The sequence below is a fragment of the Allobosea sp. NPDC055594 genome, from assembly GCF_053618995.1.
In genome coordinates this window covers 259,725-273,311 of the sequence record NZ_JBSHIO010000007.1, presented here as the reverse complement: position 1 = coordinate 273,311, position 13,587 = coordinate 259,725, and the positions used below count along the sequence as shown (strand labels likewise).

At 69.0% G+C, this 13,587-nt stretch carries 13 protein-coding genes and 1 riboswitch; of the genes, 5 read left to right on the top strand and 8 right to left on the bottom strand.

Annotated features, from left to right (window positions below; all coding sequences use genetic code 11):
* Positions 1 to 203: 203 nt before the first annotated feature.
* Genes ACWGRX_RS16555 through blh form a run of 4 tightly spaced genes read right to left on the bottom strand, consistent with a single transcriptional unit; the run spans position 204 to position 2,676 of the window.
* Positions 204 to 635 carry a DUF6691 family protein gene (locus tag ACWGRX_RS16555; protein WP_452118421.1) on the bottom strand — a complete coding sequence of 144 codons (432 nt, stop codon included), beginning with the start codon at positions 633 to 635 and terminating at the stop codon, positions 204 to 206.
* Positions 632 to 1,042, bottom strand: a complete 411-nt coding sequence (locus ACWGRX_RS16550) for a YeeE/YedE family protein (RefSeq protein ID WP_452118420.1) — start codon at positions 1,040 to 1,042, stop codon at positions 632 to 634. Before ACWGRX_RS16550 ends, ACWGRX_RS16555 begins: the two co-directional genes overlap by 4 nt.
* Positions 1,039 to 1,371: a sulfite-sensing transcriptional repressor BigR gene (gene bigR, locus ACWGRX_RS16545; RefSeq protein WP_452118419.1), complete on the bottom strand. Its 333-nt coding sequence runs from the start codon at positions 1,369 to 1,371 to the stop codon at positions 1,039 to 1,041. Before bigR ends, ACWGRX_RS16550 begins: the two co-directional genes overlap by 4 nt.
* A 6-nt stretch (positions 1,372 to 1,377) precedes the next feature.
* Positions 1,378 to 2,676, bottom strand: coding sequence for a bifunctional sulfur transferase/dioxygenase Blh (blh, locus tag ACWGRX_RS16540; RefSeq protein WP_452118418.1), 1,299 nt, complete (start codon positions 2,674 to 2,676; stop codon positions 1,378 to 1,380).
* Positions 2,677 to 2,804: 128 nt separating this feature from the next.
* Positions 2,805 to 3,004, top strand: a riboswitch (cobalamin riboswitch).
* A 123-nt stretch (positions 3,005 to 3,127) separates the two neighbouring features.
* Between blh and ACWGRX_RS16535 the strand changes: the two genes are divergently transcribed.
* The 5 genes from ACWGRX_RS16535 (at position 3,128) to ACWGRX_RS16515 (ending at position 8,769) form a co-directional block, all read left to right on the top strand.
* Complete coding sequence (locus tag ACWGRX_RS16535) at positions 3,128 to 5,074, top strand: TonB-dependent receptor plug domain-containing protein (protein ID WP_452118417.1); 1,947 nt, start codon at positions 3,128 to 3,130, stop codon at positions 5,072 to 5,074.
* Positions 5,075 to 5,115: 41 nt separating this feature from the next.
* The gene (locus tag ACWGRX_RS16530) at positions 5,116 to 5,943 is read left to right on the top strand and encodes an ABC transporter substrate-binding protein (RefSeq protein ID WP_452118416.1); all 828 of its coding nucleotides are present in this window, start codon (positions 5,116 to 5,118) and stop codon (positions 5,941 to 5,943) included.
* 83 nt (positions 5,944 to 6,026) lie between these two features.
* Complete coding sequence (locus ACWGRX_RS16525; protein WP_452118479.1) at positions 6,027 to 6,965, top strand: FecCD family ABC transporter permease; 939 nt, start codon at positions 6,027 to 6,029, stop codon at positions 6,963 to 6,965.
* Entirely contained in the window at positions 6,965 to 7,759 is a 795-nt protein-coding gene (locus tag ACWGRX_RS16520) for an ABC transporter ATP-binding protein (protein ID WP_452118478.1), read from the top strand. The genes ACWGRX_RS16525 and ACWGRX_RS16520 overlap by 1 nt, the downstream gene beginning before the upstream one ends.
* The gene (locus ACWGRX_RS16515; protein ID WP_452118415.1) at positions 7,756 to 8,769 is read left to right on the top strand and encodes a DUF6925 family protein; all 1,014 of its coding nucleotides are present in this window, start codon (positions 7,756 to 7,758) and stop codon (positions 8,767 to 8,769) included. The genes ACWGRX_RS16520 and ACWGRX_RS16515 overlap by 4 nt, the downstream gene beginning before the upstream one ends.
* A 123-nt stretch (positions 8,770 to 8,892) precedes the next feature.
* Here ACWGRX_RS16515 and ACWGRX_RS16510 read toward each other — a convergent pair whose 3' ends face one another.
* Genes ACWGRX_RS16510 through ACWGRX_RS16495 form a run of 4 tightly spaced genes read right to left on the bottom strand, consistent with a single transcriptional unit; the run spans position 8,893 to position 13,585 of the window.
* Positions 8,893 to 9,651 carry a 5'/3'-nucleotidase SurE gene (locus ACWGRX_RS16510; protein WP_452118414.1) on the bottom strand — a complete coding sequence of 253 codons (759 nt, stop codon included), beginning with the start codon at positions 9,649 to 9,651 and terminating at the stop codon, positions 8,893 to 8,895.
* Between the two features lie 9 nt (positions 9,652 to 9,660).
* The gene (locus tag ACWGRX_RS16505; RefSeq protein WP_452118413.1) at positions 9,661 to 10,809 is read right to left on the bottom strand and encodes an MBL fold metallo-hydrolase; all 1,149 of its coding nucleotides are present in this window, start codon (positions 10,807 to 10,809) and stop codon (positions 9,661 to 9,663) included.
* The gene (locus tag ACWGRX_RS16500) at positions 10,806 to 11,885 is read right to left on the bottom strand and encodes an ABC transporter ATP-binding protein (protein ID WP_452118412.1); all 1,080 of its coding nucleotides are present in this window, start codon (positions 11,883 to 11,885) and stop codon (positions 10,806 to 10,808) included. The genes ACWGRX_RS16505 and ACWGRX_RS16500 overlap by 4 nt, the downstream gene beginning before the upstream one ends.
* Positions 11,873 to 13,585, bottom strand: a complete 1,713-nt coding sequence (locus tag ACWGRX_RS16495; RefSeq protein ID WP_452118411.1) for an ABC transporter permease — start codon at positions 13,583 to 13,585, stop codon at positions 11,873 to 11,875. The genes ACWGRX_RS16500 and ACWGRX_RS16495 overlap by 13 nt, the downstream gene beginning before the upstream one ends.
* Positions 13,586 to 13,587: the final 2 nt, after the last annotated feature.

Here is a 13,587-nt window from a genome sequence, read left to right as displayed (position 1 = left end):
GCCGCGTTCGGCTGACGGATGTCGAATTAGCGAGTCGGGCCGCGCTTGGCAACCCCGTTCTCGCGACTTTCTTCGCAGATTTTTTTAAAGGTCGCGGCCGGGCCTTTCCCGCCGACCCGCCCGGGAGGCCGACGCCATGGTGCGAGACCTCGCCGGGCTGCCGCCGGAGCCGGCTTCCGGCACCGCCTCCAGCATACTGACCGTCAGCCCATCCTGCGCGACCAGACGCGGTCATGTAGCGTCATCCCGGCCAGCATGGCGACCACGAAAAGCGCGACCGGGGCCAGCCCCAGCGAGAGCGAGGCCAGCGCCGGGCCCGGACAGAAGCCGGCCATGCCCCAGCCTACCCCGAAGATCGCCGAGCCCAGCACCAGCCGCCGGTCCACCGGTGACGTCGCCGGCAGATGGAACTGCTCGTCGAAGGCGGGGCGCCGCAGGCGCTTCAGCACGGCCATGCCCGCGAGCGCGACCGTGACCGCGCCGCCGAGCACGAAGGCGAGGCTCGGATCCCAGGCCCCGAAGAGATCGAGGAAGCCACGCACCCGGGCAGGGTCGAGCATGCCCGACATGGCGAGGCCGAGGCCGAAGACGGTGCCCGCCGCCAGGGCGGTGATCACTTGTGCGAATCGGTTCATGCCGCAGCGAGCCTCATCAGGGTAACGGTGACGATGCCGGCGAGCAGGAAGGTCGCGACCGCGACCGCCGAGCGCGGCGAGAACCGGGCGAGGCCGACGATACCGTGACCGCTGGTGCAGCCCGAGCCCATCCGCGTGCCGAACCCGACCAGGAGCCCGGCGAGCGCGATCACCGGCAGCGAGGCCGTGATCGTCACCGCTGGCCATTGCCCGGTGGCGAGCCGGTAGAGCGGCGGCCCGACGAGGAGCCCGATGACGAAGGCCGCATTGGTCGCGGCCTGCGTCCCGAGCGCGAGCCGTCCGAGAATGCCGCTGATCCCGGCGACACGACCGTTCAGGAGCAGCAGCATGACGGCCGACAGGCCGATCAGCATGCCTCCTGCGAGCGATGGCAGATAGGCCGTCATTCCGGCACCTCCTCATTGCAGAAGATCTGGTGCAGCGCCTCGACCAGCCGCGCGGCCTTCGCCGCCGTCAGCCGGTAGAAGATCTGCTTGGCGTCGCGGCGCGTCTCGACCAGCCCGGCCTCGCGCAGCACGGTGAGCTGCTGCGACAGGGTCGGCTGGTGGATGCCGAGCATCTCCTCGAGCTGGCCGACCGAATATTCGCCCTCGACCAGGGTGCAGACCAGCATCAGCCGGTTGCGGTTGGCGAGGGTGCGCAGCAGTTCCGCCACCTCCTCTGCCCTGGCGGCGAGCTCTGCCCTCGTGTTCACCTGTTCGGCTTGCATCGTCATCGCATCTCAGCCCCAGACCGCGCCCGGCAATGCGTCGAGCGGGATCTTCAGATAACGCCGGCCATTGCCTTCCGGCTCCGGCAGCCGGCCACCCCTGATGTTCACCTGCAGGGCATGGAGGATCAGCTTCGGCATCGGCAGCGTCTTGTCCCGGGCCTGGCGCAGCGCCACGAAGGAGGCTTCGTCCTGGCCGGCGATATGCGGGTTGGCCCGCTTCTGCTCACCAACCGTGCTTTCCCAGCGCGCCGCCCGGCCCCCCGGGCGGTAGTCGTGGCCGGTGAACAGCCGCGTCTCGTCGGGCAAGGCGAGAATGGCCTCGATCGAAGCCCATAGCGCCTTGGCGCTGCCACCGGGAAAATCCGCCCGCGCCGTGCCGGAATCCGGCATGAACAGCGTGTCGTGGACGAAGGCCGCATCACCGATCAGATAGCTCACCGAGGCTAGGGTATGGCCCGGCGAGAACAGCACTGACGCCTCGAGCGATCCGAGCCTGAAGCGTTCGCCCGCCGCGAAGACCTTGTCCCATTGCGAGGCGTCGGCCGGAAAATCCGGCCAGTTGTAGAAATCCTTCCACAGACGCTGAACCGCGACGACCTCGGCGCCGATCGCCGTCGGCGCGCCCGTCTTCGCCTTGAGATAGGCGGCCGCCGAGAAATGATCGGCATGCGGATGGGTGTCGAGAATCCACTCGACGGTGAGGCCCTGCTGCGCGACATAGGCGAGGATGGCATCGGCACTAACGGTCGCGGTCGCGCCCGATTTCTCGTCGAAATCGAGCACGGGATCGATGATCGCACAGCGCGCCGTCGCCGGGTCTGCGACGACATATTGCACGCTGCCGCTGCGCGGCTCGTAAAAGCCCTTGACCTGCGGACTGCGGGCGCTCTCGCGGTCGAGCCAAGCTTTTGCGCCGGCAAGATCGAAGCCGAAGCGCGCGCCGAAACCCTGCACCTCCTCGGCCCTGATCCGTCCGCCCAGGACCTCGCCCAGCACATGCAGGGTCAAGGAGCGCGTACCCCCCTTGCAATGCGCCAGCACCGGCCCCGGCGCCGCGGCGAGCGCCGCCTGGAAGGCCTCGACATCGGCCCGGGTGATGGTCGTCCCGGTCACCGGTACGAAGCTGTAGGCCAGGCCCGCCTCGGTCGCCGCCTGCCTTTCGGCGGCCGAATCTGGCTGGCCCGGTTCCTCGCCATCGGGGCGGTCGTTGACGATGGCCTTGACCCCCCGCGCGGCGAGGGACTTGAAGTCGACGAGGGAGGGCTGCCCAGCGACCGCAAGCCTCTCGGAGATCTCGACGATTTTCATGGCGGCTCCTGTGGCTCGAAATTCAATATACATTTTCATATAATATATAATGATAGTTTGCAACCTCCTTCGTCGCGCCACGGGACACCTCCCGCTCCCATCGCGCGTTGACGCCGCCTCATTCCCGCCCTACTCGTAAACACGACGGTTCCCTCACGGGATCAAAAGGGAACGCAGTGCAGGTGGCTCGCCACCCCATGCTGCGGCTGCCCCCGCAACTGTAAGCGGCGAGCCTTTCGCCATACGCCACTGGGGCCTCGGCCCTGGGAAGGCGGTGAGAAGGCGCTGACCCGCGAGCCAGGAGACCTGCCGTCAGTCGTGGTCACACGCGAACACGTTCGGACGGGGTGTTTCGATCGCTGGTTCACTTGCGCGCTGCCCTTTTCGGGTGCGGGCGGGAGATCGCGTTCGCGGTGACGTGCCACAACGTTGACCGCCCGAGGTTTCTTCCGTGCTCCCCTTCCCCCAGACCGCCCTGCGCGGCCCCTTGCCGTTCGCCTTCCTGCTGCTCGCCGGCACCTCGCTGAACCCCCTTGCCGCCGGGGCCCAGTCGGGACCTGAAACGATCCGGCTCGACGAGGTCGTGGTCAGCGCCACCGGCACGCCGACCCCGGCACGCGAGGTCGCGAGCTCCGTCACCGTCATCACCGCCGACCAGATCCAGCGCGAGCAGCGCCGGACGCTACCGCAGGCGCTCGCTGCCGTGCCGGGCCTCAACATCGTCCAGATCGGCGGCCCTGGCGGTCAGACCTCGGTGTTCATGCGCGGCACCAATTCGAACCACGTCAAGGTGCTGATCGACGGCATCGAGGCCAACGACCCGTCGACGCCGAACCGGTCCTTCGATTTCGGCTCGATGCTGACCGACGACGTCGAGCGCATCGAGGTACTGCGCGGCCCGCAGAGCGGCCTCTACGGCGCCAACGCGATCGGCGGCGTGATCTCGATCGTCACCAGGCGCGGCGAAGGACCGCCAAAGGCGACCGCGCGCGTCGAGGCCGGCTCGCACGGCACCTTCAACCAGGCCGCAGGCTTCAGCGGCGGCGACGACCGTTTCAACTACGCCTTCAACGTCTCCCATATGCGCTCGGACTCGACCGATTCCGTGCCGCCGAACCTGATCCCGCCGGGCGTGCGCGTGAAGCCCAATGCCTATGACGCCTATAGCTACTCCAGCCGCCTCGGCTTCGCCTTGACCGACACGCTCAGCGTCAACTGGGTCGGCCGCTATACCGACGGGCAGTTTCGCTCGACCTATGACAGCGGCTTCCCCAGTCGGCCGACATCCTACCGATCGCTTTCGAACTACGCCCAGGCCTTCACCCGCGGCGAGGTGGTCTGGGATCCGCTGGGAGGTCGCTTTGTGAACCGTTTCGGCGTGTCATACTCGAACCAGGATCGCTCCTACCGCTCCCCCGACGCATTCGGGGCCCTCGGCCTGCCGACGGAGAACCTGGGTGAGCGGACCAAGCTCGATTGGCGGGGCGATCTCGAACTCGCCAAGGGGCACATGCTGATCGGCGGCCTCTCCTATGAGCGCGAGCGGCTGGACACCCCCAGCCTCACGGCCTCGAACGGCAACAAGGCGGCCTATCTCGAATATCAGGGCAATGTCGCCGACCGCTTCTTCCTGGCCGCCAACATCCGTCACGACCACGATGACAGCTATGGTGGCCACACCACCTACCGGATCGCGCCGGCCTACATCGTTCCAGGGACCGAGACCAAGCTGAAGGCGAGCTATGGCACCGGTTTCAAGGCGCCGACGCTCGCCGAACTCTTCATCGACTACCGGCCGGGCTTCAACTTCTTCGGCAACCCGAATCTCAAGCCGGAGGAGAGCCGGGGCTGGGACGTCGGATTCGAGCAGCCGCTTCTGGACCGGCGCGTTCAGTTCGGTGCGACCTGGTTCCAGAACGACATTCAGAACCTGATCGCGACCAACGCGGCGCGCAACTCCTACGCCAATATCGGAAAGGCCGAGACGAAGGGTGTCGAGTCCTTCGCCGCGCTGCAGATCTCCGAGCAGTTGCGTGTCAGGGCCGACTACACCTTCACGCTCGCCAAGGATGAGGTCGCGCGACAGGAACTGCTGCGCCGGCCGCGTCACAAGGCAAGCGGCACAGTCACCTGGACCCCGATGGATAAGCTCAGCCTCTCGGCGACGCTGATCTATGTCGGTCCCTGGGTCGACGGGAACCGGGACTTTTCGGTGCCTCGCCTGAAGGCCAAGGGCGCGACGCTGGTCAACCTCGCCGCCGAGTACAAGGCCACCGACAAGGTCACGGTCTTCGGGCGCGTCGACAACCTGTTCGACAAACGCTGGGAGAATCCCGTCGGCTTCCTCGTGCCCGGCTTCGGCGCCTTCGGTGGCGTCAAGGTCGCGTTCGGCGGATGATGGCGGAGCGCCGCTCAAAATGCGCCCTCGGCGCAGCGCTCGTGGTCGCGAGCCTCGCGCTCGCGGCTACGCCGGCAGCGGGCGCGAGGCCGGAGCGCATCGTCTCGCTCAACATGTGCACGGACGAGCTCGTGCTGCGCCTCGCCGATCCCGCGGCGATCGCCTCGGTGACCTGGCTCTCGCAGGACCCGCGCAACGCCAATATGGCAGAGGCGGCCCGCCGGTACCCGGCCAATCACGGCCTCGTCGAGGAATTGCTGGCCTTCCGGCCCGATCTCGTCATCGCCGGGAGCTTCACCACCCGCAATACCGTCGCGCTGCTGAAGCGCGTCGGCGCACCGGTCAGGGAATTCGGCGTGCCGCGCGACCTCGCCGGGGTCAAGGCCCAGATCGCCGAGATGGCGGCGCTGCTCGGAGAGCCGGCCCGCGGCGAAGCCCTGATCGGCGAGATCGACGCCCGCCTCGCGCTCCTGGCGCAGCGTATCGGCAAGGAGCGGCCGAAGGCGCTGGTCCTGCGGCCGAACGGCTTCACCGTCGGGCGCGGCTCGCTCGTCGACGAGATCCTGACCAGAGCCGGCTTCGTCAACCTCGCCGCCGAGCTCGGCATCGACAATTACGGCCAGATCGCCCTGGAGACCGTGGCGCTCGGCGAGGCCGACATCCTGATCCTCAACACCAGCGAGGGCGGCCCGCCCTCGCTCGCCCATGAGATCCTGAACCACCCGCTGATCGGCCGGCTCGGCGACCGGCTGAGGCTCGTCGCCCTGCCCTCCAGACTCTGGACCTGTGCCGGACCGGCGGTGATCGACGCCATCGAAATGCTGATCGATGCGGCCGCCGCGCCGCGCAAGCCCAGGAGCGGCCCGTGAACCCCGCCGCCACCGCCATCGCCACGGAAAGTCGCAGCCGCTATCGCTTTCTGGTCGCGCTGCTGACCGCCCTGCTCCTAGCCATGACGGCGCTCTCGGTCGCTGTCGGCTACGCGGATCTCGATCTCGACACAGCTTTCAGCGACTGGCTGGCCGGCCGCGCCAGCTTGCCGGCGCTGGTTCTCGTCGAGTTGCGCCTGCCACGCGCCTTGCTCGGTGCGCTCGTCGGCTTCAGCCTCGGCCTCGCCGGCGCCGCGATGCAGGGACTGCTCCGCAACCCGCTCGCCGAACCCGGCCTGCTCGGCATTTCCAGCGCCGCCGCCTTCGGCGCGGTGGTGGTGTTCTATTCCGGCTTTGCCGGCGCCTTCCTGCTCGCCTTGCCGCTCGGCGGCATCGTCGGCGCGATGCTGGCGACGCTCCTGCTCTACGCCCTGAACGGGCGCGGCGCCGGCACCATGGCGCTGATCCTCGCCGGCGTCGCGATCAACAGCTTCGCCGGCGCTATGACCTCGCTCGCGCTCAATCTCGCGCCGAATCCCTATGCGGCGCTCGAGATCGTCTTCTGGCTGATGGGCTCGCTCGCCGACCGCAGCATGGCCCATATCTGGCTGGTGCTGCCCCTGATGCTGCTCGGCTGGGCACTGCTGCTCTCCAGCGCCACCGCCCTCGACGGGCTCACCCTCGGCGAGGACACCGCCCGCAGCCTCGGCTTCGATCTCGGCTGGCTGCGCGCCCGGCTGATCGGCGGTGCCGCGCTGGCGGTCGGCGCCTCGGTCGCCGTCACCGGCGCGATCGGCTTCGTCGGGCTCGTCGTGCCGCATCTGCTGCGCCCGCTGGTCGGGCATCGCCCCGGCCGGCTGCTGCTGGTCTCCGGGCTCGGCGGCGCTATCCTGACGCTCGCCGCCGACATTGCCCTGCGGCTGATGCCGATCCGGCCCGAGCTCAAGCTCGGCGTGGTCACCGCCCTGATCGGCGCACCCTTCCTGTTCAGCCTGATCCAGCGGATGCGGAGGGCGGCGTGATGCAGATCGAAGCCAGGGACATCGCGGTCAGCCTCGGCGGCAAACCGGTGCTGCGCGGCATCGACCTTTCTTTGCGGGCCGGCGAGATGGTCGGCCTGATCGGCCCGAACGGCGCCGGCAAGACGACCTTGCTGCGCGTGCTCGCCGACCTGCTATCGGCCGACGCCGGAAGCTTGCGCTATGACGGCCTCACCGCGAGGGCGCTGGGGCGCAAGACGCTGGCCCGGCGCATCGCCTTCCTGGCGCAGGGGGGCACGGTGCACTGGCAGATGCGGGCCCGCGCCGTCGTTGCGCTCGGCCGGCTGCCGCATCGCCGCCCCTTCGCCGATCAGAACGCAGCCGATCACGCCGCGATCGCGCGCGCCATGGCGGCCGCCGATGTCACTGGCTTCACCGAGCGCACGCTCGACAGCCTCTCCGGCGGAGAGCGCATGCGCGTCCTGCTGGCGCGGGCGCTGGCGGTCGAAGCCAAGATGCTGCTGGCGGACGAGCCGCTCGCCGGGCTCGACCCGCTCCATCAGCTCGAGGCGATGGCGCTGCTGCGGCGCACCGCACATGCCGGCGCCGGCGTGGTCGTCGTCCTGCATGATCTCAGCCTCGCCGGCCGCTTCTGCGACCGCCTCGTCCTGCTCGACCAGGGCCGCGTCTTGGCCGACGGCGCCCCCGATTCCGTTCTCGACGACGCCAATCTCGCCCGGGCCTTCGGCATCGAGGTCGCGCGCGGCGCACATGACGGCCAGCCCTATGCCCTGCCCTGGCGACCGATCCCCCGCAAAGACGAGACTGCCTCATGACCAAGCGCGACATCACCGGCTTCATCCGCGAGCAGTTGCGGACGCAGAGTTCGCAATGGAATCTCGGCACCTTCGGCGCCATCGCCGAGTTCCAGCGCGATCCCGGCGAAGCTTTCGTCCTGACCGACGAGCCCGGCCGCCTCGCCGCGACGACCGCACGTGGCGGCGTCGGCTTCGGCGATCTCTCTGCCGTCCGGCTCTTCGCCTCGGAGACCGCGATCGGCCAGAGCTGGAGCCACCGCATCTCGCTCTGCCTGCCGGCCGATGCCTGCGCCATGAACCGCCGTACGGTCCTGACCGAGCTCGGCCTCGATGGCGAGGCGCTCCGGCCGCAGGACCGGAACGGCATCCTGTTCGACATGGGGCTCGGCACTTTGCAGGCCGATATCTGCATCCGCACCGCCGATCCCGGCCTGGTTGGCGTACTGCGCTCAGTGGCCGGGCGCTCGCTGTTCGAGTCCGGCAATCCGGCCATGGCCGCGATCGTCGCCGCCGGGCCGCATCGCGTCTTCATGGCGCGCTTCGGCCGCTGCGAGGTCTACCAGCCGATCCCGCCGGCCGACGGCAAGAGCCCGGAAGGCCCGCACACCCATGTCCTGCCGAAGCTGCTGCGCTCAGGGCGCACCCATGCCGCGACCGAGCCGGTGCCAGACGGCTTCGTGCCTTGCGCCCATCTCGTGCCGGCCCATCCGCTCAAGGACGGCCTCGGCCATCGCCGCCCCTGGGACCAACAGGCCCATAACGCCTTCCAGGCCATGCTCGGCGAATACGGCGACGTCCGCCTGCTCGCCCTGAAGTCACGGCTCGCCGCGGCCATGGCGTCGGGCGCCTCCGCCGATGCCGCCGCGATCCCGGCTGACCGTTTCGCCCGGCACGTCGCGAGGGTGCTGCTGCGCCAGATGCTCCAGAGCGGACATGCACCGGCGGCAAGCTGGGCCGCCCTGCTCGAACGCGAGACCGGCGATGGCGACGAGACGGCGGCCGCGGCAGACGATTACGGCCATGGCTGAAGGAAGGCCGGCGACCAGCGGGTCCGAACGCGTGTTCGAACCGGCTGATCTGCCCAGCAATAGCTTCGTCATCCCGGGCAAAGCCCGGGATGACGTTCTGGATTCCTGCAAATGCGCTAAAGGCTAGCCCTGCCCGAGCTCCGCGTTGAGCTCCTGCGCCAGGCTCTCGTCGAGCGGCGCGCCGTCCGTCCAGCAATGCCGGACGATCGCGATCTTGCCGGCGTCGATCAGTGAATTCTCGTCGCCGGGCTGGCTGCTCTGCGGCCGGCCGCGCCTGATCCGCCAGACCGTGCGCTCGGGATCGTCATCGACGATGTCGGCAGCGCCGGCGATCTTGTCGCGGCCGATCCGGGCCAGCCCGATCTCGGCCGGCAAGGTCTTGGGGAGGTTGACGCTGAGCCAGGCGCCCTCGCGCGCCCATTGCCCACGCCGCGCCCAGAGGCTGGCGAGCAGGGCTGCAAGCGCCGCGACATCCTCCTCGCCATAGCCGCCCTCCTTGACCCGCGACAGGCCGATCGCCGGGACGCCCCAGAAACAGGCCTCGCGCGCGATCGAGAGCGTGCCGGAATAGGCCGCGTCCTCACCGGTATTGCGGCCATGATTGACGCCCGAGAGCAGGAGATCCGGCCGGCCGCCATCGCGGAACAGCACGGTCATGGCGCCGACGACGCAATCGGCCGGCGTGCCCGAGAGCGCGTAGACCTGGTTCTCGCGCCGCGTCAGCACGAGGTCGCGGTCGAAAGAGAGATGGTGGCTCGCCGCCGTCCATTTGCGCTCCGGCGCCACGACCCAGACATCGGACCAGAGGCGCGCGGCGGCGCGGCGCAGCAGGGCGATGCCCGGCGCGTCGATACCGTCGTCATTGGCGATCAGGATACGCATGGTTCAGCCTCAGATCTCGATGATGTCGCCCGGCTTGGGCGCCGGGTTCAGGCCGGGAATGCTGCGCGCCAGTGCACGTGCCGTGGCAGCGTCGCAGGAATGGGCCAGCACCACAGGCGCGCCATTGGCTGTGACGAGCGCGGCATTCTCGGGCAGGGTCGGATGGGTCGGGAAGCGCAGCCATTGCGCCTTGCCCGCCGCCAGCAGAGCGTCGCCAGGGCTGCCTTTCGGCACATGCCCGGTGAGCAGGACCGGGTGGCCCTCCGTCCGGGCCTGCGCGAGGGCGGCCGCCGAGGGGCCGGCCAGCCCCATTCCGTCATGGCAGAGCAGCGCCGCCTTCGGCAGCTTGTCGCCTTCGCGCCAGAGCAGCGCACCTGCGAGCTTGCGCGATAATTCGTCGGCAATGCCCGGAACCAGCCATTGCGTCGCGGCGATCTGCTGCGCCAGTGGCGCCTGCATCGAAGGATGGATCGCGATCGGCGTGTCGATCAGCGCGATCAGCTCGACGGAGCGCCCGGACAAAGGCGTCGGCAGCACGGCGCCGCCCGGTTGCGCCTCTAGCCAGCGCGTCACGGCGAGGCCGCGTTCCCAGGCCGGCACCCGGTCCTCGCCATAGGAGGCGTCGAGCAGGAGAAGGTCGCAAGGCGGCATCGCGTCCATCGCGAAGACCGGGCTCGCCGGCACCACATCGCCGCAATAGCCGAGCCGGCGGCCATCGGCGCTCAGATGGCACCAGACCCCGCCGACGACATGGCCGCTGCGCCCGGTCTCGATCGCGATAGACCCGAGCCGGAAGGGCTTGCCCGCCTCGATAATCTCGAACCTCACCGCCTGGGCGAGCGCTCGTTCCTCGGCCGTGGCATAGGCCTGCAGTGTCGCATCAGTTTCGGCGGCCGCCTCGGCCGTCATCAGGATCCGGCCGGAAAACCCGTTGGCCAGACACCAGCCGAGCGCCCCGATATGGTCCTCATGCGCATGGGTGACGATGATCGCCTCGGTGGCGGCCAGCTCCTCCGGCGAGATCGCCGGATAGTAGCCCGGCCCGCGCGGCGCGCTGGTGTCGACGCCGACATCGAGCAGAAGCCGCATCGTGCCATGCGCGACGCCGATGCAGGTGCGGCCCTTCTCGCCGACACCGCCGTGAATTCTGAGCTTCATGCCGCGAGTTCCGTCTCCGGAATGACCCAGCCATCCCTGATATCGAGGCGGATCGTCTCGCCGGGGGCGGCCGGCGCCGGCTCGGGCGCGTCGAGATGCAGCACGGTCTCCTCGCTCGCCAGCGGGCGCACCTCCATGCGGAAATAGCCACCCTGATAGGACAGGCGCTCGACGCGCGCGGCGAGGCCGCCCGCACCCGGAGCGATCGAGAAGTCGCGGGCCCGCAGGCAGATATTGGCCTGCGCGATCGCCGGCTGGTCGGACCGGCAGCGCATCACCGCTTCGACGCCGAGCACATCGACCTTGCAATGCCCGGCCTCGGGCTTCGAAAGCAGGCGCGCCGGCAGCACCATGCCCTCGCCGATGAAGCCTGCCACCGTGGTGTTCGCCGGCTCGCGATAGAGCAGCGAGGGGCTGGCGAGCTGAAGCAGCCGGCCGCGGTCCATCACCGCGATCCTGTCGGCCAGCGCCATCGCCTCGGCCTGGTCATGGGTGATGTAGACCATGGTCGTGCCGGTGCGCTCATGGAAGCGCGAGAACTCCTCCTCCATCGAGGCGCGCAGATGCACGTCGAGATTGGCGAGCGGCTCGTCGAGTAGCACCAGCGAGGGCTCGGTGACGAGGCAGCGCGCCAGGGCGACGCGCTGGCGCTGCCCCCCCGAAAGCAGGCCCGGGCGCCGTTCGGCAAAGCCGGTGAGGCCGACGAGATCGAGCGCCGCGGCGACGCGCCTTGCGCGCTCGGGGTCGCGCACCCCGGCGACCGTCAACCCATAGGCGACATTCTCGGCGACGCTCATATGCGGCCAGAGCGCATAGGACTGGAAGACGATGCCGAGCTTGCGATGCTCCGGCGGCACATGCCGCTCGGGCGAGGAGAGCAGCCGGTCGCCAATGGTGATCTCGCCGCCATCGAGCTTGTCGAAGCCGGCGATCTGGCGCAGCAGCGTGGTCTTGCCGCAGCCGGACGGGCCGAGCACGGCGATGAACTCGCCATCCTCGACATCGATGGAGACGTCGTCGAGCGCGGTGTAGGACCCGAAATACTTACGGGCCCGGTCGATCTTCAGTCGCGCCACGGCAGCACTCCCTGTGGCAGTTTCTTGGCGAAGAGCAGGGTCGAGAGCATCAGCCCGATGGTGACGAGGACCGTCACCGCCGCCAGTGCCGAGGCATAGGTCGAGTCGCCGCCCTGCTCGAAGGAGAACACCACCACGCCGAGCGTCTCCGTACCGGACGACCAGAGCAGGGCCGAGACGGTGAGCTCGTTGAAGGCGGTCAGGAAGATCAGCAGCGCGCCCGCCACCGCCGCCGGCGCGACCAGTGGGAAGATGATGGTGACGAGCCGGCGCACGAGCCCGGCACCGGCGATCTGGGCGGCTTCCTCCAGCGTCCGGTCGAGCTGCAGATAGCCGCTGATGATCGGGCGCAGACCGAGCACCAGGAAGCGCGCGAGATAGGCGAAGACGATGATCCAGATCGTGTTGTAGAGCGAGAAGCCGAGCAGCGGCAGCGGCTTCAGGAAGAGCAGGATCGCGGCGATGGCGAGCACCACGCCCGGCATCGCATAGGGCAGCTCGGCAGCGACGTTGAGCAGGCGTAAGAGCCGCGACTTCTTCCAGACGATGAAATAGGCGAGCGGCACGCAGATCACCACGATCAGGATCGCGGCGGCGCCCGACATCAGGAAGCTGTTGACGAAGGCGCGCTTCGAGGCGGCATGCTCAAGCAGCACATAGGCATAGTTGGCGAGCGTCGCGGTTTTCGCATTGAGCGGCACGCCGAAGGCCGGGATCAGCGAGGTCGTGATCAGGCCGAGAAAGGGCAGCGCCAGGATCAGGATCGCGACGGTCCAGAGCAGGATCTCGACCGGGGTGCGCCAGCGCCCGAGCTCGAAGGGCCGCGCCGCGCTCGACGTGGTGGTGATCCGGAAATCGCGCCGGCGCAGCATGAAATCCTGCAGCAGGATGCCGACCATGGCGATGAGGCCGATCAGCAGCGAGAGGATCGCGACCTCCGAGAGCACGCCCGGGCCGAGCCCGGCGAGGCGCTGGTAGATCAGCGTCGGCAGCACCAGGAAATTGCCGGGAATGCCGAGAAAGGCCGGAATGCCGAAATTCCCGAGGCTCGAGACGAAGCAGAGCGCGATGCCGGCGATCAGCGGCGGCGTCATCAGGGGCAGTACGACGGTGCGCAGCACGGTGAGCGGGCTCGCCCCGGCGGCGAGGCCGGCCTCGATCAGCTCCTTCGGCAAGGCGCGCAGGCCGGCGCGCAAGGTCAGGAAGACCAGCGGCGCGTATTGCAGCCCGAGCAGCAGGATGATGCCCTCGCGCGAATAGAGCGGGTTCCTGCTGCCGAGCGGCGGCGCCATGCCGATCAGCTTGAGCAGCGTGCTCGACGGGCCGAAGAGCTGCAACCAGGCCAGCGCCGTGACCTGCGGCGCGATCATCAGCGGCAGCACGAAGCAGAAGGTGAAGGCGTTGCGGGCGCGGATATCGGTCAGCGTCGTCAGCAGCGCCACCGTGCCGCCGAGCAGAACCGCGAGCACGGTGCCGGCGATGGCGGTGACCAGGCTGTTTACCGTCGCCGTCCAGGTGGTCTGGCTGGCGAGGACCTTGCCGAGCGAGGAGGTCGAGAGCGCGCCGCCCGGCGCCAGCCCCTCGAAGACCAGCCGGCCGATCGGCAGCAGCGACAGCGCCGCGACGAGCAGGACGAGTCCCCAGAGGAGACCGGTCTCCACGACGCGCGTACGCGTCGTGGCAGCATCCACTAGGGACATGG

Coding starts and splice junctions, on each gene's coding strand:
- ACWGRX_RS16555 (WP_452118421.1), bottom strand. CDS start 635: ATGAACCGATTCGCACAAGTGATCACCGCCCTGGCGGCGGGCACCGTC.
- ACWGRX_RS16550 (WP_452118420.1), bottom strand. CDS start 1,042: ATGACGGCCTATCTGCCATCGCTCGCAGGAGGCATGCTGATCGGCCTG.
- bigR (WP_452118419.1), bottom strand. CDS start 1,371: ATGACGATGCAAGCCGAACAGGTGAACACGAGGGCAGAGCTCGCCGCC.
- blh (WP_452118418.1), bottom strand. CDS start 2,676: ATGAAAATCGTCGAGATCTCCGAGAGGCTTGCGGTCGCTGGGCAGCCC.
- ACWGRX_RS16525 (WP_452118479.1), top strand. CDS start 6,027: ATGACGGCGCTCTCGGTCGCTGTCGGCTACGCGGATCTCGATCTCGAC.
- ACWGRX_RS16520 (WP_452118478.1), top strand. CDS start 6,965: ATGCAGATCGAAGCCAGGGACATCGCGGTCAGCCTCGGCGGCAAACCG.
- ACWGRX_RS16515 (WP_452118415.1), top strand. CDS start 7,756: ATGACCAAGCGCGACATCACCGGCTTCATCCGCGAGCAGTTGCGGACG.
- ACWGRX_RS16510 (WP_452118414.1), bottom strand. CDS start 9,651: ATGCGTATCCTGATCGCCAATGACGACGGTATCGACGCGCCGGGCATC.
- ACWGRX_RS16505 (WP_452118413.1), bottom strand. CDS start 10,809: ATGAAGCTCAGAATTCACGGCGGTGTCGGCGAGAAGGGCCGCACCTGC.
- ACWGRX_RS16495 (WP_452118411.1), bottom strand. CDS start 13,585: ATGTCCCTAGTGGATGCTGCCACGACGCGTACGCGCGTCGTGGAGACC.